Annotated in this window: 23 protein-coding genes; 16 read left to right on the top strand and 7 right to left on the bottom strand. The window is 41.5% G+C overall.

From position 1 onward, the window contains the following. Positions 1–214: 214 nt before the first annotated feature. Together ACFE93_RS29415 and trxA are read left to right on the top strand one after the other, a co-directional pair. On the top strand, positions 215–526 hold the full coding sequence (locus ACFE93_RS29415; protein ID WP_375478805.1) for a hypothetical protein: 312 nt from the start codon (positions 215–217) through the stop codon (positions 524–526). A 237-nt stretch (positions 527–763) separates the two neighbouring features. After that, entirely contained in the window at positions 764–1102 is a 339-nt protein-coding gene (trxA, locus tag ACFE93_RS29410; protein WP_375478803.1) for a thioredoxin, read from the top strand. Between the two features lie 81 nt (positions 1103–1183). On the opposite strand, the gene ACFE93_RS29405 is transcribed toward trxA, so the two are convergent. From ACFE93_RS29405 to ACFE93_RS29390, 4 genes are all read right to left on the bottom strand, one after another. Continuing rightward, positions 1184–1717: a dihydrofolate reductase family protein gene (locus ACFE93_RS29405; RefSeq protein ID WP_375478801.1), complete on the bottom strand. Its 534-nt coding sequence runs from the start codon at positions 1715–1717 to the stop codon at positions 1184–1186. 188 nt (positions 1718–1905) lie between these two features. Continuing rightward, positions 1906–2160, bottom strand: coding sequence for a TIGR03643 family protein (locus tag ACFE93_RS29400; RefSeq protein WP_375478799.1), 255 nt, complete (start codon positions 2158–2160; stop codon positions 1906–1908). Between the two features lie 41 nt (positions 2161–2201). After that, entirely contained in the window at positions 2202–4001 is a 1800-nt protein-coding gene (locus ACFE93_RS29395) for an ABC transporter ATP-binding protein (RefSeq protein WP_375478796.1), read from the bottom strand. A gap of 63 nt (positions 4002–4064) precedes the next feature. Then, a complete protein-coding gene (locus ACFE93_RS29390; protein ID WP_375478794.1) occupies positions 4065–5858 on the bottom strand; it encodes an ABC transporter ATP-binding protein in 1794 nt (597 codons plus the stop codon). Between the two features lie 214 nt (positions 5859–6072). On the opposite strand from ACFE93_RS29390, the gene ACFE93_RS29385 reads away from it, so the two are divergent. The 4 genes from ACFE93_RS29385 (at position 6073) to ACFE93_RS29370 (ending at position 8987) form a co-directional block, all read left to right on the top strand. Next, positions 6073–7134 (top strand): L-histidine N(alpha)-methyltransferase, encoded by a 1062-nt coding sequence (locus ACFE93_RS29385; RefSeq protein ID WP_375478792.1) that lies wholly within the window; start codon positions 6073–6075, stop codon positions 7132–7134. Between the two features lie 224 nt (positions 7135–7358). After that, a complete protein-coding gene (locus tag ACFE93_RS29380; RefSeq protein ID WP_375478790.1) occupies positions 7359–8108 on the top strand; it encodes a hypothetical protein in 750 nt (249 codons plus the stop codon). 251 nt (positions 8109–8359) lie between these two features. Continuing rightward, positions 8360–8773, top strand: coding sequence for a hypothetical protein (locus ACFE93_RS29375; protein ID WP_375478788.1), 414 nt, complete (start codon positions 8360–8362; stop codon positions 8771–8773). Further along, positions 8760–8987 carry an alpha/beta fold hydrolase gene (locus ACFE93_RS29370; protein WP_375478786.1) on the top strand — a complete coding sequence of 76 codons (228 nt, stop codon included), beginning with the start codon at positions 8760–8762 and terminating at the stop codon, positions 8985–8987. Before ACFE93_RS29375 ends, ACFE93_RS29370 begins: the two co-directional genes overlap by 14 nt. A gap of 214 nt (positions 8988–9201) precedes the next feature. On the opposite strand, the gene ACFE93_RS29365 is transcribed toward ACFE93_RS29370, so the two are convergent. Beyond that, complete coding sequence (locus ACFE93_RS29365; RefSeq protein ID WP_375478784.1) at positions 9202–9411, bottom strand: hypothetical protein; 210 nt, start codon at positions 9409–9411, stop codon at positions 9202–9204. Positions 9412–9728: 317 nt separating this feature from the next. Between ACFE93_RS29365 and ACFE93_RS29360 the strand changes: the two genes are divergently transcribed. The 4 genes from ACFE93_RS29360 to ACFE93_RS29345 all read left to right on the top strand — a co-directional run bounded on the left by ACFE93_RS29360 (position 9729) and on the right by ACFE93_RS29345 (position 11660). Continuing rightward, complete coding sequence (locus ACFE93_RS29360; protein WP_375478782.1) at positions 9729–9917, top strand: AraC family transcriptional regulator; 189 nt, start codon at positions 9729–9731, stop codon at positions 9915–9917. A 248-nt stretch (positions 9918–10165) separates the two neighbouring features. Further along, positions 10166–10564 (top strand): DUF1304 domain-containing protein, encoded by a 399-nt coding sequence (locus ACFE93_RS29355; protein ID WP_375478780.1) that lies wholly within the window; start codon positions 10166–10168, stop codon positions 10562–10564. A gap of 344 nt (positions 10565–10908) precedes the next feature. Then, positions 10909–11250 (top strand): hypothetical protein, encoded by a 342-nt coding sequence (locus ACFE93_RS29350; protein ID WP_375478778.1) that lies wholly within the window; start codon positions 10909–10911, stop codon positions 11248–11250. 122 nt (positions 11251–11372) lie between these two features. After that, positions 11373–11660, top strand: coding sequence for a Precorrin-3B methylase (locus ACFE93_RS29345; protein WP_375478776.1), 288 nt, complete (start codon positions 11373–11375; stop codon positions 11658–11660). A gap of 16 nt (positions 11661–11676) precedes the next feature. Here ACFE93_RS29345 and ACFE93_RS29340 read toward each other — a convergent pair whose 3' ends face one another. Continuing rightward, positions 11677–12144 carry a DUF3592 domain-containing protein gene (locus ACFE93_RS29340; RefSeq protein WP_375478774.1) on the bottom strand — a complete coding sequence of 156 codons (468 nt, stop codon included), beginning with the start codon at positions 12142–12144 and terminating at the stop codon, positions 11677–11679. 206 nt (positions 12145–12350) lie between these two features. Between ACFE93_RS29340 and ACFE93_RS29335 the strand changes: the two genes are divergently transcribed. Continuing rightward, positions 12351–14615 (top strand): family 10 glycosylhydrolase, encoded by a 2265-nt coding sequence (locus ACFE93_RS29335; protein ID WP_375478772.1) that lies wholly within the window; start codon positions 12351–12353, stop codon positions 14613–14615. A gap of 51 nt (positions 14616–14666) precedes the next feature. Here the strand turns inward: ACFE93_RS29335 and ACFE93_RS29330 are convergent, their stop codons facing one another. Further along, complete coding sequence (locus ACFE93_RS29330; protein WP_375478770.1) at positions 14667–14828, bottom strand: hypothetical protein; 162 nt, start codon at positions 14826–14828, stop codon at positions 14667–14669. 84 nt (positions 14829–14912) lie between these two features. On the opposite strand from ACFE93_RS29330, the gene ACFE93_RS29325 reads away from it, so the two are divergent. The 5 genes from ACFE93_RS29325 (at position 14913) to ACFE93_RS29305 (ending at position 18491) form a co-directional block, all read left to right on the top strand. Further along, positions 14913–16106 (top strand): NAD(P)/FAD-dependent oxidoreductase, encoded by a 1194-nt coding sequence (locus ACFE93_RS29325; RefSeq protein ID WP_375478768.1) that lies wholly within the window; start codon positions 14913–14915, stop codon positions 16104–16106. Positions 16107–16262: 156 nt separating this feature from the next. Further along, positions 16263–16907 carry an HAD-IA family hydrolase gene (locus ACFE93_RS29320; RefSeq protein WP_375478766.1) on the top strand — a complete coding sequence of 215 codons (645 nt, stop codon included), beginning with the start codon at positions 16263–16265 and terminating at the stop codon, positions 16905–16907. 263 nt (positions 16908–17170) lie between these two features. Continuing rightward, the gene (locus ACFE93_RS29315) at positions 17171–17299 is read left to right on the top strand and encodes a DUF6888 family protein (RefSeq protein ID WP_375478764.1); all 129 of its coding nucleotides are present in this window, start codon (positions 17171–17173) and stop codon (positions 17297–17299) included. Then, positions 17296–17490, top strand: a complete 195-nt coding sequence (locus ACFE93_RS29310; protein WP_375478762.1) for a DUF6887 family protein — start codon at positions 17296–17298, stop codon at positions 17488–17490. The genes ACFE93_RS29315 and ACFE93_RS29310 overlap by 4 nt, the downstream gene beginning before the upstream one ends. Positions 17491–17630: 140 nt before the next feature. After that, positions 17631–18491 (top strand): Tab2/Atab2 family RNA-binding protein, encoded by an 861-nt coding sequence (locus ACFE93_RS29305; RefSeq protein WP_375478760.1) that lies wholly within the window; start codon positions 17631–17633, stop codon positions 18489–18491. The last annotated feature ends 162 nt before the right edge of the window (positions 18492–18653 follow it).

The raw sequence follows: 18653 nt of genomic DNA, 5'->3' as shown, positions 1-18653 counted from the left end.
CCCCAACCCTCCCCGTATGTATTGGGAAGGGAACTAAATTGGGAATTTCTCCCCAATACATTGGGGAGCCACTGCGTTGCGGAGGTTCCCGACGCTCGAGTACTCGCTAACGCTGCGCTATCCGTTATAGCAAGTGGCGTGGGATTAAGGGGGTAAGGATGTACTTCATTTAGATGCAAAATGCTGTATGTTAAATATTATTTTTGTAAACAGTATGGACTTAAAGTTTATCAAGAAAAAGATTTATACCTTTGTAAAAATTATATCTATAGTGCTTATAACAAGTGCAATTGGATTGGAATCGTGGAATATTTATGCAGTAATAACTAATATTAATGTGCCAAGCAGTCTTAATCCTATTTTTTGGATTGAGCGTTTTGCCATAATGAGCCATTTTATTGAGAGCGTTATAGCAGCTTTTTATGCACCTTCAAGAAAAAAGATGCCAATAAAATATGCTACTTATACTTTTTTTGTAGGCACAATTGGATTGTTAGAACTGTTTGATCGGGAGGATGAGTATTGACGCTTCTACGCCTTGAGGGTATAGGTTTTTGGATTAGGTTGGTTGGTAGAGTGCGTTATGCGATCGCACTCTACGTACAAAAATATTAAGTTATTAAATATACCATAACAAGCAAAACTCATCTGTAGGGTTTCCCAATGAATATAGATAACTAGTGAATCTGATACTCAGAAGGGAGTATAGTTTGTATAGTTAGCTTTTTGCTGAAATTTTAGTTTGACACTAAGGAATTAAAAAATGTCTACTGATACTGACATAGTTGCTTACGTTGAAGAAAGTGAATTTGATGTTGTTTTAAATGGAAGTGAAGAGAAAGTTGTTGTTGTTGATTTTACTGCTACTTGGTGTGGCCCTTGTCGCTTAGTCAGTCCGTTAATGGAGCAACTTGCCCAAGAATACAAAGGTCGCGCTAAAGTCGTTAAGGTAGACGTTGACAACAATAAGCCAATTTTCAAACAATTCGGTCTTCGCAGTATTCCAGCAGTTTTAATTTTCAAAGATGGTATTTTAGCACAAACAATTGTGGGAGTTTCTCCTTACGAAGAGTTTAGCAACGCTGTTCAGAAGCTTCTTTAGCTAATTCGTAATTCGTAATTCGTAATTCGTAATTCGTAATTCGTAATTCGTAGAAAACCTCATTGAGAATTACGAATTATTTTAAATATTTCCTTGTCGCCTATAATGTGCTTGAAGTAGACCAGTTGGATATTGTTGCGAGTTAATCAGCTGCAATTTTTCTTCATGGTTAGATGGTGGAAAAAGATGTATACCGCCACCTAAGATAATTGGAATAGTTGAAATAATATATTCGTCAATCAAGCCGTGCTGAAGAAACGAATTGATTAATTTTCCGCCACCAACTAGCCAGAGATTTTTAAAGCCTTGAGCCTCTATATTAGCTAACGCCTGTTCTACTGGGTCTGAAACAAACACAACGTCCTCACGATCGGATTGGAGATGACGCTGGGTGAATACGAAGGATTTTTTTTCTGGATAAGGCCAGCGATCAAAACCAAGCCCTACTTCATACGTTTTGCTGCCTAAGACGATCGCATCAATCGATTCATAGAAAGCAGTGTAACCGTAGTCTTCATCTTCTGTATCAAGAATTGATAGCCATTCAATTGCGCCATCGCTGCGAGCAATGTAGCCGTCCAAACTAGCTGCAATGTAGAGTGTAACTTTCGTCATTGTGCTTGGTGAATTTGGTAATTTTCACTCAATTAGCGCTTCGCGATGCCTGCGGCATCGCGAAGCGCGAACGCAGGCTTATTTTTTTACAGTATTTTAGCCTTTGATGATTTTTGATAATATTTTAATTGAACATATCACAAAATAGCGATGTCTACGACGGGCTACGCCTACGCTTACCCAATTACTTAGGTTTTTTGATTGTGCGATTTAAACCGACCTACAACAAATTCTCGCCCAGATAAATGTTTTGTGTTGCGTTTGGTGACTCGCTCTCGCCACATCTTGAAACTAGATTCCTTCATTTCGCGCCTCATTAGGGCAATTACCTCTTTCTCCAGCAGCCCAAACTGAGCTTCTATGGCATCAAAAGATGTTCTATCTTCCCATGCCATTTCAATGATGCGATCTATGGTTTGTGAATCGAGGTTAGGTAGCTTCATTTTTTTGCTGGCAATTGGTAAATTCGAGCTATATATCTATTTTACTTTTGCTTTTGGAGAACCGTTATGTCTGCTGCACCCAGTTGCAGAGCATAAAGGTTGGCATAAACACCTTGCTGATTAACGAGTTCGGCGTGAGTACCCTGTTCCACAATTTCTCCCTGCTGAATTACTAATACCCGATCTGCTTGAGTAACTGTACTGAGACGGTGGGCAATTACGAAACTGGTACGACCTTGGAGCAAACGAGCGATCGCACTTTGTACTAGCGCTTCTGTACGGGTATCGATGCTGCTGGTGGCTTCATCAAGAATCAGAATTTGGGGATTAATTAATACCGCACGAGCAATACTGATTAGTTGTCGCTGTCCTTGACTCAGGGGCGCTCCCCGTTCGCCCAATTGAGTTGTATAACCCTGTGGCAGTGAGGTAATAAACTCATGCACATTTGCCAGTTGTGCAGCCGCTTCGATATCAGCTTGAGTGGCGTAAGGAGCGCCAAAAGCTATATTTTCGGCGACGGTGCCGGTGAACAAAATATTATCTTGCAGGACGATGCCTATTTGACGGCGCAGACTTGCTTGAGTGACGCTACGCACATCAATATCATCAATTTTCACTGCACCGCCAGATACATCATAGAAGCGCAAAATCAAGTTAATAATTGTACTTTTTCCTGAACCGGTCGACCCGACTAATGCAACCATCTGTCCTGGATAGGCGTGCAAATTCACTCCTTTGAGAACCAGTTGCTCTGGGTTGTAGCCAAATTTAACATTCTCGAATGTCACCTCACCTTGAATTGGCGGCATTTCTATGGCATCGGGTGCATCTTTGAGTTCTGACGGTTCATCTAATAATAGAAAGATTCGTTCTAATCCGGCGAAGGCAGATTGAGCTTGGGTGTAAAACTGGCTAAGAATTTGGATAGGGCGGAAGAACTGCTGGACATAAAGTAAAAAGGATGTCACTACACCTACTGTTACAGATCCTGTTACCGCCAGATAACCGCCATAGGCTAACACACCTGCGGTTGCTAATGTGTTGAGAAAATCGATGGAGGGCAAAAAGGCTGAAGTAATTGCCACAGCCTGAACGTTGGCATTTCTATTGGCGGCGTTAAGAATGTTAAATTCTGCGATATTCATCTGTACGCGATTAAATGCTTGTGCTTCTCGCACGCTGCCAATATCTTGTTCTAACTTGGCGGAAAGCTCCCCAATAGTTTGTCGCGTAACGCGAAATCTGGCTCTTGCCCAACGTGCAAATAAGCTTGTGGTAAAAATCATCAGTGGCACAACCAGATTGCTCAACAAACCGAGTTGCAGGTTAATTGAGAGCATCGCAATCACAATGCCAATTAAACTGAAAGTATTGCCCAGCATTTGGGCGATTGTCAGTCCAAATGCCTGATTCACGGTATTGACATCATTCAGCAATCGGCTCATTAAATCGCCTGCTTCGCTACGGTCAAAAAAGCTGAGTGGCAGACTTTGGATTTTAATGAAAATGTCTTGTCTGAGTTGAGCCAGCAATCGCTGCATAATCCAGCCGACTCGAATAATTTGACCCCGAATTGCTAAGACACTAAGTCCATAGTTTAGTCCAAGAAGCCCTAACAACATCAGGAGTCCTTGCAAATTCCCTTGTGCAATCAAATGATCGATTGACCAGCCGATAAAGAATGGGCCAATTGCCTGGGTTGTGGCACCAATCAATACTAATGTGATGGCGATGGGAATTTCTTTGCGATAGAGTAGCACGTATTCCAAAAAGCGCCGCAGGGTGGAAGGTTGCTGACTCGTCTGCTTAGATGCAGTAACGGGAATAGAGCCTTTCATAAAAATTTGGGATTTTAGATTTGGGATTAAAAGTCTTTATTACCAGGCTGTAGGTAAAATTAATTATGCTAATTGCAGATCATTTTTCTGCTTTGGGTTTACCTGAGATTCCAAAATCACACCATAGAGTGGGCTGCTTTGCATCAATTCCTCGTGAGTACCTTGTGCTACTAATCGTCCTTTATCTACGAGAAAAATCCGATCGGCATTCTTGACGGTGCTAATGCGTTGAGCTACTACAAAAGTTGTACAAGCTTTTTGGCGCATTAAGTCATCTAGTTCGGCTTTAATTTGGGCAGCAGTTTTGGCATCTACAGCCGAGGTACTATCGTCCAAAATCAGAATGCTGTAATCGGTTAATAAGGTACGAGCGATCGCAATTCGTTGTTTTTGTCCACCAGATAAGCCCACGCCCCGTTCACCTACAATCGTCTTATAGCCATTGGGTAGACTGCTAATAAAATCGTGTATTTGGGCAGTTTTGGCAACCTGAATCACCTGCTCTAAGGTGGCATCGGGTTTTGCATAGGCAATATTTTCGCGGATTGTGCCAGAGAAGAGAGTGGTTTCTTGAAATACAATGCCAATACGCGATCTGAGGCTTTTGAGTGTGAAACTTGTTACATCTCGTCCGTCAATGCGAACTGCCCCATTTGTGACATCGTAAAAGCGGGGAATCAGGTTCATAATTGTGCTTTTTCCCGAACCAGTCATGCCGAGAACGGCGATTAGCTCGTTGGGCTTGGTTTCAAAGGATACTTCTTTGAGAGCTTCGGTTATCGCTCCTGGATAGCGAAAAGAAACATTTTCAAAGGTAATTCTACCACCGCAGGTGTCAAATGGGACAGCACCGGGGTGATCGCGAATTTCTACCTCTGCATCCACAACTTCATAAACTCGTTCCGCAGAAGCCGCAGCTTGAGAGATCGCGGGTGCAGCGAATCCAATCAACAAAATCGGTTGGAGTATCAACGCTAGGTAGGAGTTAAACGCCACCAGTTCGCCAATGGAGAACCGATTTCCAATCACCTGCGCTCCTCCATAAGCGAAAACTGTCAGTGTTACCAAATTACTCAGCAAAAAGATCAATGGGAAGGTATCACGGATGGCGGTAATCGTCTTCATGTTTGCCTTGACTAGGCCATCATTTAGAGTTGTATAACGCGACCTTTCGGTTGACTCCCGTACAAAAGCTTTCACTACCCGGATTCCTAGCAAGTTCTCTTGCAATACAGCATTCAGGTTGCTCAGTTGCTCTTGTACTTGTCGAAAAAGTTTGTTATTTCGGTTGATGAATTGTGCCATCAACCATGCGGTCATAGGTACTACTGTGAGGGTAATTAGGGCTAATCGCCAGTTCATCACCAGCAAAAGCACTGAAATACTCACCAATGTCACAATTGAACCGACAACCTGAATTAAGCTAATGCCAATAAAGGTACGAATCTGCTCAATGTCGCTGGTGACACGGGTTAGTAGTTGGGAAGTCTGCGCCTGGTCATGAAAGCTGAAACTGAGATTTTGAATCTTGCTAAAAATTGTGTTTCGCAGGTCATAAGCAACACCCTGAGACACTGCTTCTGCTAAATAGGTTTGTCCAAAGTTAAATACACCACGAGCGATCGCCGCAACTACCATCCAGGCGGCGCTATATAGCACAATTTGGAGATTTTTTGGCGCGATTCCCTCATCAATTCCCCACCGAAATAGTTGTGGAGTGACAGCGTTAGCGATCGTCAGCAGCAACAGGCTGACTAATGCTCCCAGTGAAGTCCACCGATAAGTGCTTAAACTTCTTAGCACGCGCTGGGTTGACTTTATCAACGAAGTTTCCTGGAGTTCTGGTTGCTGAACCACGGCAATTCATCCCTGTATCTTTGGAAAATTATCTCGTACTTTGATTGTAAAAAACCAATTTCTTCTTTGAGACTGGGGAATGTAAGATAGAGAACAGCCTTGTTCTTTGTGATGACAATTCCAGGTTTTGGGACAGTAGCATGGGAGAATACATTTTTAGCAAGCATTGCGGCTAATCAATTTCAAGACCAAAGAAAATCAAAGAACAAGAATAATGGCTCAAAATTTTCATAGCAATTCCCGACTTCCCTTAGATATTTCACCTGCTATCAGTCGCACAGCAAAGCCAAGTTCTGAGTTCTACTCTCTTTTTTCTGAAGAAGAAGTTTTGGGGATAATTCATGCATTAGAAGTGAGACGAGAAATACCTCTCAAGTATTCGTATAAAGGGAGAGGTGCAAAAAATTGGGATGATTTTTACCGGAAATATGTTATTCCGAGATGGTATAGAAGAGCAAATGTAGAAATTGACCTTTTAAAAGATAATTTTAAATATCTGAATGGCAATATAAAAATTGGTGAAAAAGTAAATATTATAGACGTTGGTGCAGGTAATTCCTATCCTGTTAAAAATTTTATCTGCAACCTAAACAAATTAGGAAAAGTTAATAAGTATATAGCTTTAGATATTAGTGAACAATTGCTTCATGTATCCAAAAGTAATTTTATCAAATGGTTTCCACTAGTCGAGTTTATCAGCTCAACAATTGACATAGAAAATAGTTCGGTTCCCAAAGTTTTATTCCAAAATCAAGCTAGCCTTGAAATTGACGACACAGCAAAAATATTTTTGCACTTAGGAGTTACCATTGGAAATCATCAAAATAGAGAGGAGGTGTTCAAAAACTTTAGAGATAGCATGGTAAAAAGCGATCTTTTAGTATTTACTAACGAAACTGGTTCTAACTCTACATGGGACGGAATAGTTAGAGGTGGCTGCAAGTACCATGTAGAAGAAGTCTATGGATGGGTTAAAAAGAAGATTGGGATTAAATCTGAAGATTGTGAATTGGTAAGAAAGTACGATTTAAAAACAGATAGTATTGTTGCTAATCTGAAACTACGTCATAATTACACTATAAATTTTAGTCGGAAGGGGATAGATAAAAATATTGAAATCTCTAAAGGTGAAGAGATTACTATTTGGCGACATCACAAGTATGAAATTCCTAAACTATTACAAGAACTAGAACGTTCTGGACTACAACTTATTCACTATACTACTAACAAATACAAATCACATATTATAGTGATTTGTAAGGTTGCTAGTAACTAAGTTCTTTACTTAGACTTACTCTGCGATCTTCAAAATACTGAACTTACAGAACCTTGGCGTATACCGTGATTCTCGCATGGGTAAGGTACAGACAAAAACAATTAACCACAGATGAATACAGATACTCGTGGGGACATGGCATTGCCCATTGGTGTCAACTTAAGCAAAAAATGAGCATCAGATGTAATCTAAGAACATCTTTATAGATGTTCTTAGATTACATCATGGCGAGGAAAAGACCAGCTAGAATTGGCAACCCAGACCTACGGCAACAAAAACATATCCCAGCGCCACCGATAGAGGAAATCGAGAAACAGATATTTTCATTGCTATCGCCCCTGAACTTTAAACCGCTCAAATCCTATGAACACAAACCAGGACAAGAGCCAGAACAAAAGAAAAAATGGCGAGACAGAATATTGACTCTGCCAGTGATGATGGCGATCGTTGTGAGTTTAGTCTATCGACAGATTCCGGGATTAAGAGAAGTAATTCGGGTCTTGTCACAAGAGGGATTGTTATGGGTAGAACCAATGTTGGTAAGTACCCAAGCATTGTCAAAAAGATTGCGAACATTGCCAATAGAACTGTTTGCACAAATATTTGAGCAAGTAATGGCAAGAATTAGTACACAACCAAAAAATCAGGCAGTACTAGAGAATTGGCAGCCAGTATGTGCAAAATTCACAGCAATCTGGATTGCAGATGGGTCAACACTAGAAGCACTCAGAAGAAAACTCAAAGCACTGCAAGGACAACAAAAAACACTTGCCGGGAAAATCATGATCGTGGTAGAGGCGTTTCATCATCATCCCGTATACCATTTTTCTCAAGCTATTCTATGTGGTGAGGCATCTGACACTGTTCCTTATCTTGTGGAACATCAAAAGCTCTTTGGATTAGTCAAAACCAGGCGTAAGCGCCATCGACAGATTGACGCTTACACCCAACAAATTTGGGCTTTATCCTCTTAAGTTGACACCAATGGGCACTGCCGTGCCCCTACTGAAAAGTTGTTAATTAATAAAAATCAAGAGGCAGAAGGAATATTTTTTATTAATAGTTATTTTTGCCAATCTACACTGTTTCTCAACTAACCCAGCATTTTTATTACCCCCAAAACACTGTATAAATCATTCTTGGGAGTGAAAGTTGATAATTCTAACTATGGTATGAAACTAAAAGCAGTTAACAAAGCATTGCAAGGTTTAGGCTCATGATATTCATGCCTTATAATTTTCTGTTTGTATGGCTGTTTCAACTGCTGTCTGTTGGGGTACTTGGCGGGGGGATCTACATTCTCTATGAGTGGTATGAACGAGAACTTGTAGGAACGTCCTACTTAGTAGCTGGACTAGTAATGTTTCTGTGGTCTTTTGGCGGTCGTTTTATCAGTTTGCCACATAAATTGCAAAAACCCTTACTCGAACCCGTGTTGTACCTGACTATCGTGCTGTGGCCAATTTTTTGGTTAATGACTTGGCTCTCGTATTTGAATGGTTCGCTGTACATCACCGTGGAACTATCTGGATTTACAGGTACTGAAACAACGCGGTCAACTCAGTTTTGCAGGTCTATTATCAGCATTGGGTTCGCCTGGTGTTCTGGCTCGTGGCACACTGGCAATGTTCAACTTTGACGAAACAGACAGACTTGCAACTATTAACGTTCCTGTGTTGGTTGTTTGCGGCGCTTCAGATATAGCGACAAAACCTGTGGCGAGCGATCGCATGAAAGCAGAATTACCTTACTCCGAAAGAGTCACCCTAGAACCAGGTGGACACATGGCATTGATGGAACAAAACCAGCAGTTTGCCGAAGCAGTTAGCAAATTTTCTGCTGGCTACTCATAACTAGGAGGCAGCAGAAGACAGGAGGGAAATATACAAGGCTAAAATTCAGGTAAATTAAATATTGTTCTTAAAAATGAAAATTAAATATGGTGCATCTTAAAAATTGCTCGTTGCTGTCTCCTAATTTTTCTCCTCAGCCGATACAAATAGTCTTGAGTCATGTCAAAGATAGAGCATGAATCCTGTGTTGTAGAAAAAGCAATCTTAAAAAGCTTTAATCGTCAATTTCTACTCTCCAACGACGCATTCGGGTTGGAGCGGCATCCGCTTCAAGTTCACTCGGAGCATAAGCGCAAGTGCATTGCCAGACGAGATTATCTTTCCAGAAAATGCGATTCATTTTTATAGAGATATGCCGTTTGAGTACGTTGTAAAAGCGCGAATTAATGGACGGTTGCAAAAAAGCTCCCTTGTCACGGGCCATAGTCTAATCATTCCACACGGCACAGTTTATTGGTAATCAGACACCCAGAAAAGCAAAGGCATTACTTAAGTTTGAACTCCGGCTTTCTTATCTGCACTCTCTCAGAATCGATTGATTTAGATTGTCTGGAACTGCATCCTCAATTTCCGACGTTTGACCCGTTGATTTATCAAATTAGGCTAGCGCTGAAAGCTGAACTATGACAGAATCAGTATTCTAGCCGTTTATATGCAGAATTTGCCGCGACGTTTCTCGCCACCCATCTTTTCCATTATTACGCGCTTCCTAAACAAAAAGAGCAAATCACAACCAGTGGCTTGCCTAAGTACAAATTACAACAGGTAATTGATTACATCCATACCAACCTTGACTGTAATATTGGCTTGACTGAATTGGCTGACTTGGCTCAGATGAGCCTTTCCCACTTCTGTCGATTATTCAAACAATCAACGGGATACTCGCCCCATCAGTTTGTCATTAAGTGCCGAGTCGGCGGTGCTACATAATCATATCTATCGAAAGTTACTAGTTCTTGTACTAGTTTATTGCTGCGTTTATGCAATTCTTAATAAGTGAATTGTCATAAATCTTACAAATCTGTTAATGTATGTCAGTAGAAAAGCTAAGATGCTCTGCATATCTGAGGTTAACTACTTAGAATTAATAATTGAGAGTCAGACGAAGCGGCAGAATGAAAAGCTTGAAACCCTTATAGACTATACACTTTTAAAACTAATCCCCCTGAGAAAATTACATGAAGTTTCTAAGCATTCCTAAGTATTGGATCAACTTTTGTCTGGTTTGGGCTGTGGTTGTTCATCTGTTTTTCCTAGTGGCTGAGATGTTTTTGTGGCAAACCTCTTTCGTGCAAGAAACATTGCTTGGAGGTTTCACAATTGCGCAAAAAGCCGAAATCCTTGCCCACAATGTAGGTCTCTACAATGGTTTTCTCAGTGCTGGTGCGCTCTGGGGATTACTAGCGATGAATCCTGAGATACCAAAAGTCAAGCCTGCGGTCTTTATTCTGATGTGTGCATTTGTCGCAGGAATCTACGGCAGCATTAGCTTAGGACGCCCAACAGCTTTTCTACTTCAGTCATTGCCTAGCATTATTGCTCTACCTCTCATCTGGTTGGATAACCATGAGGGATAGCAATGAATTAACTCAGCAAAATCAGCCAGCTTGAAATTTGAAGAGTTATCTCTGAGTTTCAAACGAGTTTTGGTCTGCTTTCCACTATTAAATTAAACAGTTGGGATGACGGAAGCAGCGGCTCACGAGTAAAATATCGAAGCTGGTGTATTAAATAACCCAGTAACTGCTCAAGTTTTATAAATTAAATTTGAAAGCTTGCTTACAAGACATATCTTATGTCTAATTCTTTGAATTTAAATAGTTAATCTTTGTGAATTTAATAGGTACTGCACCGGGATTAAGCAGTGATTATATGCAATGCAATGTCTACAATAATCGGTAAAAACTAGAGGGATAAAAACATGAGTATAGATAATGTCCTTGCATCAATCTTGATAGTGGATATTGAGCCTGAACTCAAGCAAGCTTTGCAACAATTAAAAATCAAATTACTTAATCCAAAAACAGAACCATTAAGATTTGAGGAATGGCGACAAGAATATGGTCAAAACTGGCTTGATAGAATAAGACAGTTAATTGGTTATGATTTAATATTGAGCGAACATCAAAAGGACTTATTAAAGACATATTATGAAAAGAATTTATTAATCTTAGATTTGATGAATGATAGTAAATTAGCTGATGAAGTCAAACAGGATATAAAAGAAACTTTATTCTTACCTACTCAGAGTAACAATATTTAAAAATAATGTTTAATAATTTAATATAAAACCGTCATTAGTGAAGTATTTAATTGGGATTATTTGCGATTGTCAAGATAAATCTGACTTGCTAGGATGGCATTAGAAATTTATAGCATTTGAGTATGACCAAGCAAGACATTCCACTTACGGGAGACGCACTGATTAAAGAAGTCTGTCGGCGGATTCGAGTAGCCCGCAGCTATTGGGATGCTCACAACAATGCTGCTTGTCGGGGCGAACGCGATCGCGCCTTAGCCCTTTACAACACCCTGACTAAGGAAGAAAAAGACCAGATTCCGCAAGTGTTGCGGGTGTGGTTGCGTTACCGGAGTGAGAAATATTTTGGCGCACACCGAACGCCGCCAAAGTCAGCACGAAAATTAAAAAATCAAAATATATCTAATCTCTAACTGACCAAATCTATAGTTACCCACCTGAAGACCAGCGTACAGGCAACAGTGTGCCTACGCTAAAAACCACAGCTAACCCACCAATACCAAACATTCCCCAAGTTACTAAGCCTTCCAGCGGATTCACCACACGCGCAGTGCTTATGGGTTGTTTAGGATTGTAACGTACCACTACCATCTCACCGTTGCTAGAGCGGTAGGACTCATAACTGCCTGTAAAACGAGTGCGTTCACCGTTGGCTAGAAACTCGATAACTGGCGCATAGGTTTCTTTTTGCTGATTATCATTATTGTTCGTACTGCTGCGATCGCGACGACTGATGCTGTCTACCACCGTGCCGCGTGTTTCGTTTAGGGTTGCACCTTCGTGGGCGATTATGTTACGTACCCAAAAACCGCCCCCAATGAACAGCAATCCAATGGCCAGCCCAATACTTGCGCTTAGTTTGTCGTCAAAAGTGTTTTGGTGAGGTTTGAAATTCATGGGTTTGACGATGGCACAACAATAAATTTCATCACAGCATCTCGACTAGAGCTTACATTTGAAACATTTTTATTTGGCACCACTAACGTTATAACTGCGTCAAATATCTTGCAGCTAAATTACTGCATCAGTTTTCCTGGTGTAGCAATTTAACGTTTATATGGTATTAAATATAACCAATTAACCTCATTTAGTAAGCAGAAGTAATGACAATTCAGTTTTGGGAAAAAAGTAGGAAAATTAATGCAACTCTAACTAACTTACTATTTAAGCCTGTACACAGACAAGTACTACTAAGTATAAGTAAACTACACGTAGCGAGTCAAGAGACATCGCCGTGGCTTTTGAAAAAGCGTCTGCTGCCATTATTATGTCTGATATCATTCTTTCTGATATTGTTACTCAACAGCTTTGCCCCTGCTATTGCCCAACTACCTCCTCAACCTCGTCAGGAAATTCGGGGAGTATGGCTAAGTGGTAACGATTTTAGCGTTTTTAGAAATCGTTCACACGTGCAAGCAGCCATGAGCCAACTGCGGCAGTTAAATTTTAATACTGTTTATCCCGTAGTCTGGAATGATGGTTATACACAATACCCCAGCGCCATCATGCAGAAAATGGGTATTCCCTTTTTCTTCAAAGGATTAGATGGACAAGATGTAATTGCAGACATTATTACTCAAGCCCGCAGACAAGGGTTACTAGCAATACCCTGGTTTGAATTTGGTTTCATGGTTCCTCTAACTTCGGAACTCGCATCACAGCATCCAGATTGGCTAACCCAAAAAGGGGATGGGACTCAAACTTCAATTAGTGCTGCGGGTGAAGTAGCGTGGTTAAATCCTTTTCACCCGGAAGTGCAAAACTTTATCCGCGAACTCGTCATGGAAGTTATGACTCAATACGATGCTGATGGCGTTCAATTTGACGACCATACGAGTTTACCTGGGGATTTTGGTTACGATAAGTACACGATTAGTCTATATACTCAAGAAACTGGCAATCCTCCTCCACCCAATCCCCTAGCCCAAGCATGGATAAAATGGCGGGCAGATAAAATTACTGCCTTCATGGTAGACCTTTACCAAACCGTGAAAGCCAAAAAACCGAATGCTATTTTTTCAGTTGCTCCTAATTACTATAATTTCGCCTATAAAATGCAACTGCAAGATTGGCTAAACTGGGTGCGGTTGGGTATTGTCGATGAGTTGGTGATGCAGGTGTACCGTAATGATGTGGAAAGTTTTATCGCTCAAATTACCCGCCCAGAAATTTTAGAAACCCAACAAATCATCCCAACTGGTATCGGTATTATGGCGGGGTTACGAAATCGCCCAGTTTCCATAGCACAAATCCAATCCCAGGTAGAAGCAGCGCAACAACGCGGTTTAGGTATCGGCTTTTTCTACTACGAAAGCCTTTGGGATATTGCCCCGGAACCAGCAGCACAACGCCAGTCGGCATTTGCGGCTCTTTTCCCAAATTCAGCATTGCGCGATATCTCGCAAAATACACCCCGCAAGCCAACTTTTAACACCATAAGCTTACCTTTATATCCAAAGCCTTCCCTTGGGCAACGTGTTCGCGGCTATTTTTTAGAAGTTGCGATCGCAAATGGTCAACCAAAACGTATTTTATTAGATACAGGGTCAACAGGGCTAAGAGTTCCCAAAGAGTTTTTAGGTAATTCTCCGATCCGAAGAACAGGTCAAAATATCAAGGAGGTATTAAGTGATGGTACTATCCTGGAAGGAGAATTAGTTTATGCTAATGTGCAGTTTAGTTTAATTCCCACCGCCGAACCTGTTCCCGTACAGGTTGTTACTAGTCGCCAATGTACTGCCCAAAAACCTAAATGTTCAGCAAATAGTGGTGTACCATTTTCTGGAATTATCGGTGTTAACTATTTTGAAAAATCACTTCCCTATAACCCGTTGCGAAAATTAGCAGGCAATCTCAGTAACGGATTTATCGTCGTTGGCAATGGTGGTAATAACAAAAATGGCAGCCTTATTCTCGGTTTAACTGCTGAGAATCAAGCAGGTTTCAAAATGGCTTCTTGGAGTCAGCAACCTGAAATTAATGGTATACCAGGTAAAAGATGGGACTCTCGACTGAGCAAAGTTTGTTTAACTCTTGCTGGGAGTTCTGCGAAAAATTCGTGTAATAGTAGAGCGATCGCTGATACTGGAACTATTAATGGTTTGACTGAATTCAAGTCAGCTTCTACAGCAGGTAAACTCAAACCCGGAGTATTAGGGTCAGCAAATGCTGTAAAAGTAGGAATTAGTGGCATTTTTGATTACAGTTTGACACCAGGAACCCGTGACGGATTTAATCGCTGGAATTTGAGTATCTCGCCACAAGCAGAACTACCTATATTTGTAAATCCTGGAATCGCCTTGTTTGATAAATACGATGTACTCTTTGACCAAGTTAATGGTAAACAGGGTTTTCGCAGTCGGCGATGAGAAGAAATTAAATTTTGCGTCCACTGGACAGTTAAATATTACAAGGTGATTTTAATCACGCTTTTCGTTCAGTGCTTTTTCAGCAGCAGCTACTGCAATTTCAGTAGCCTGTTGTTTTTCAAACTTTAATTTGTTATGCCACCATGCGATCCAGCCGGATATTGCACACACAAAAGCCAACAGAAAGCTGGCTAAATTAGCATCAAATTTCATGATTAAGAAAGTTAATCTTAAAACTTTCAGTTACCCTGAAGTTAGTTGCCTAATTAATATTGATTGTTGCATAGCATAGAATAGATGACTGAACAAACTTCTAGAATTTGTATCCTTGGCGGAGGCTTTGGTGGACTCTACACAGCCCTGCGGTTAAGCCAATTACCTTGGGAATCTACGCAAAAACCCGAAATTGTTCTGGTAGATCAAAGCGATCGCTTCCTATTCTCTCCTTTACTTTACGAATTACTCACTGGCGAATTGCAAACCTGGGAAATTGCCCCACCCTTTGAAGAAGTTTTGCAAGGGACAGGAGTGCGTTTTTATCAAGGTGTTGTGTCTGGAATTGACATCGACCAGCAACGGGTAAATATACAAGAAGGCCCAGAAATTCCTTACGACCGATTAGTGCTGGCGCTAGGAGGTGAGACACCGCTAGATTTAGTCCCTGGTGCCACAGCCTACGCTTACACATTCCGCACAATCTCTGATGCCTATCGTTTAGAAGAACGCCTGCGATTTTTAGAAGAATCGGATGCTGATAAAATTCGGGTAGCGATCGTTGGGGCTGGCTACTGTGGTGTAGAGTTAGCTTGTAAATTAGCCGACAGACTAGGCGAAAGAGGACGCTTTCGGATCGTTGAAATCGCCGATCAAATTTTGCGAACTTCCCCAGAGTTTAATCGGGAAGCAGCAAAGAAAGCAATAGATGCCCGTGGTGTATTTCTTGACTTAGAAACCAAAGTCGAATCAATAGAGGAAAATAGCATTTCCCTAGAGTACAAAAACCAGGTAGATACGATTCCCGTAGATTTGGTAATTTGGACTGTGGGAACTAGGGTTGCGCCTGTAGTGAAATCTCTTCCCCTCAAGCAAAACCAGCGTGGTCAAATCACCACTACATCCAATCTGCAAGTCCTCGATCGTCCAGAAATCTATGCCTTGGGAGATTTAGCAGACTGTCATGATGTTGAAGGACAACAAGTCCCCGCTACTGCACAAGCGGCTTTTCAACAAGCTGATTATACTGCTTGGAATATCTGGGCAACTCTGACTAATCGTCCCCTCCTTCCCTTCCATTACCAACAGTTAGGAGAAATGATGGCACTAGGAATAGACAACGCCACTCTTACTGGTTTGGGAATTAAACTAGATGGGCCTTTGGCATACGTCGCCCGTCGTGCTGCTTATTTATATAGGCTGCCAACTTTAGAGCATCAGCTTAAAGTTGGTTTTAATTGGCTAGCCCGTCCAATAATAGAAACACTTTCTCGATAACTTTCAAGCTTGGGCATTGGGTATTGGTAAAAACCAAGATGTTTGCGATGATTTGTTTTATTTGTGCCAATCTACTTAGCAGATGCTAGACTCTACCCACAGAAGCTCTTAACAAGCCAAAATCTAAAATTCAACATTCAAAATTTTCAAACTTTAATGGAACAACCGAAAGTTATTTTTTTAGATGCTGTGGGTACACTCTTCGATGTTAAAGGTAGTGTGGGCGAAGTTTATAGTCAGATAGCCCAGGAATTTGGCGTTACAGTTTCAGCCGAAACATTAAATACAGCTTTCATCCAAAGCTTTAAAGCAGCGCCGCCGCCGATATTTCCAGATGCAGAACTGCAAGATATTCCCCAGCGCGAGTTTGATTGGTGGCGGATAATTGCTCTGAACACTTTTGAAAAGGCAGGTGTTCTCAAAGAATTTTCTGACTTTTCAGCTTTTTTTAGCGAACTTTACATTCACTTTGGTACTGGCGAACCTTGGTTTGTCTATCCCGATGTTTTACCAGCTTTAATCAACTGGCGGCGGTTGGGAGTTAGCTTGGGAGTGCTGTCCAATTTTGATTCTCGGATTTACTCAGTATTGCAAAGTTTGGGATTGAGAGAGTTTTTTACCTCCGTCACCATTTCTACCCAGGTACGTGCAGCTAAACCCGATCCGCAAATTTTTGCCATTGCCTTAGATAAACATAAATGTTCCCCAGAGGCGGCATGGCATATTGGCGATAGCATTGTAGAAGACTATCATGCAGCTAAAGCAGCTGGACTCAGAGGCGTTTGGATTAACCGTCATTAGATCACAAGCTTTCATAAACCTTCTGAAAAATCATGGTTTCAGCCCACATCAATCATAAGACTAACAGGGTTTGTTAAGAGCGATGCTTGGGTTGGGCTACGCCTACGCCCCAAAACGCAAATTGCACTTGGTTTGGTAACGACATTTGCGATTCGTACCCACCCAAGCCAAAGGAATCTTAACAGCATAGGCTGCCTTGTTATCATTAGCCACAGACACAAATATCCTACGGAATTACCTTCAGGCGCCGTTTCCTTGCCTTCTTGGGTTCAAACCTACTATTACCTGTTAACTTAGTTCGCCTGGACTCTCGCACCAATCGAATAGTCATGCTAATTGGAGACACAATACAAATAGAGATACTTCCAAACAGAGAGGTACTAATCGAATGACTACACCAAATTATGAATCATTGACAGAACAAGAATTACGCGATTACGTGCGACGAAATCCTCAAGATGAAGAGGCATTCCAGCACTACTTGAATATTATTCGCTCTCGCCCTAGTGTACTTTGCGCCACCAATGAGGAGTTTGAAGCAGAATTGCAAAAGCGAATTAATTCTTCACCTCAACAAACTTAAGAGATAATAAATGACTCCAAGAGCGATCGCTTGATGAATTCGCCACTTCTCACTCCCTACTGCCTTATTCCCCTGCTGCCCCAACACTCGTATGATCAACATATCAGGAAAACATAACAGCCAGATTTTTACCGCAAAACATGGGCAGTATTTGGGAAATCGATTTTTACTCCCGTCCGATTTTGGACGCTAATCAAAAAAAAGTTTGGGAAGTCTTAGTCTGCGAAAGCCCTTTGGATATCGCCGCAAAAGCAGATTCTTTGTTTCGTTATGCTCAATATTGTCCCAGTACCCAGGTAAATTCGGGCTGGTTGCGGACAGCATTGCAGGAAGCTATTAATCAAGCTGGAAAAGCACCAATTAAAATCCGCTTTTTCCGCCGCCAAATGAACAATATGATTACTAAAGCCTGTCAAGATTTGGGCATTCCCGTCCAGCCTAGCCGCCGCACTTTAGTTCTCAACCAATGGTTAGAACAGCGGATGGAAGAAGTGTATCCTCAAGAGGCAGGGTATCAAGAGGGGACAAATCCCTCAGTCCGCTTGGAGAAACCTTTGCCGCAACGTTTACCAGATGCTTTGGAAGGACAGCAGTGGGTATTTGTTACCTTAGATGCGGCGGATTTTGCTGATATGCCAGAGTGGGAAATTGGCTTTGGTGAAGCTTTCCCTTTAGAGTTGGCGAAAGTTTCACCCGAAGCCCGTATTCCTGGTATTTTGATTTTCTCATCAAGAGCGTTGCCCTTGGCTGGTTGGATGTCTGGTTTGGAGTTGGCTTTCTTAAGATTTGACGCCAGCGAAGAGGCGAGATTGCTTTTAGAAACTGGTGTGACTGAAAGCTGGATTGTGGCAAATATCAAAAAACCTCAAATTTTAGCAGAAGCTAAAGGTTTTGAAGCAGCCAAGCAAAAAGCTAATGGAGTACATTTTATCGGCATACAGTCCGATCCCAAAGCACAATCTTTTGCTGGTTTTTGGCTGTTGCAAGAGGTTAATCTGTGAAAATGGGCTGGGGACTGGGGATTGGGCAAGGTGGGGCCCCCTCTGGGGATAAGGGGTAATGGGGACTGGGGGGATTGGGGAGATAAGGAGAATAACCATGCCCAATCACAAATGACAAATGACAAATGACAAATGACAAATGACAAATGACAAATGACAAAT

The organism is uncultured Nostoc sp., from assembly GCF_964247315.1.
Taxonomy (GTDB): Bacteria; Cyanobacteriota; Cyanobacteriia; order Cyanobacteriales; family Nostocaceae; genus Nostoc.
Note: the sequence above shows the minus strand (reverse complement) of the source record. Positions and strands in the feature narration are given on the sequence as shown.

Coding starts and splice junctions, on each gene's coding strand:
- ACFE93_RS29355 (WP_375478780.1), top strand. CDS start 10,166: ATGAAGTTTCTAAGCATTCCTAAGTATTGGATCAACTTTTGTCTGGTT.
- ACFE93_RS29335 (WP_375478772.1), top strand. CDS start 12,351: ATGACAATTCAGTTTTGGGAAAAAAGTAGGAAAATTAATGCAACTCTA.
- ACFE93_RS29415 (WP_375478805.1), top strand. CDS start 215: ATGGACTTAAAGTTTATCAAGAAAAAGATTTATACCTTTGTAAAAATT.
- ACFE93_RS29395 (WP_375478796.1), bottom strand. CDS start 4,001: ATGAAAGGCTCTATTCCCGTTACTGCATCTAAGCAGACGAGTCAGCAA.
- ACFE93_RS29320 (WP_375478766.1), top strand. CDS start 16,263: ATGGAACAACCGAAAGTTATTTTTTTAGATGCTGTGGGTACACTCTTC.
- ACFE93_RS29325 (WP_375478768.1), top strand. CDS start 14,913: ATGACTGAACAAACTTCTAGAATTTGTATCCTTGGCGGAGGCTTTGGT.
- ACFE93_RS29375 (WP_375478788.1), top strand. CDS start 8,360: ATGCCTTATAATTTTCTGTTTGTATGGCTGTTTCAACTGCTGTCTGTT.
- ACFE93_RS29330 (WP_375478770.1), bottom strand. CDS start 14,828: ATGAAATTTGATGCTAATTTAGCCAGCTTTCTGTTGGCTTTTGTGTGT.
- ACFE93_RS29405 (WP_375478801.1), bottom strand. CDS start 1,717: ATGACGAAAGTTACACTCTACATTGCAGCTAGTTTGGACGGCTACATT.
- ACFE93_RS29400 (WP_375478799.1), bottom strand. CDS start 2,160: ATGAAGCTACCTAACCTCGATTCACAAACCATAGATCGCATCATTGAA.
- ACFE93_RS29310 (WP_375478762.1), top strand. CDS start 17,296: ATGACTACACCAAATTATGAATCATTGACAGAACAAGAATTACGCGAT.
- ACFE93_RS29305 (WP_375478760.1), top strand. CDS start 17,631: ATGGGCAGTATTTGGGAAATCGATTTTTACTCCCGTCCGATTTTGGAC.
- ACFE93_RS29365 (WP_375478784.1), bottom strand. CDS start 9,411: ATGGCCCGTGACAAGGGAGCTTTTTTGCAACCGTCCATTAATTCGCGC.
- ACFE93_RS29345 (WP_375478776.1), top strand. CDS start 11,373: ATGACCAAGCAAGACATTCCACTTACGGGAGACGCACTGATTAAAGAA.
- ACFE93_RS29370 (WP_375478786.1), top strand. CDS start 8,760: ATGTTCAACTTTGACGAAACAGACAGACTTGCAACTATTAACGTTCCT.
- ACFE93_RS29340 (WP_375478774.1), bottom strand. CDS start 12,144: ATGAATTTCAAACCTCACCAAAACACTTTTGACGACAAACTAAGCGCA.
- ACFE93_RS29380 (WP_375478790.1), top strand. CDS start 7,359: ATGGCGAGGAAAAGACCAGCTAGAATTGGCAACCCAGACCTACGGCAA.
- trxA (WP_375478803.1), top strand. CDS start 764: ATGTCTACTGATACTGACATAGTTGCTTACGTTGAAGAAAGTGAATTT.
- ACFE93_RS29350 (WP_375478778.1), top strand. CDS start 10,909: ATGAGTATAGATAATGTCCTTGCATCAATCTTGATAGTGGATATTGAG.
- ACFE93_RS29385 (WP_375478792.1), top strand. CDS start 6,073: ATGGCTCAAAATTTTCATAGCAATTCCCGACTTCCCTTAGATATTTCA.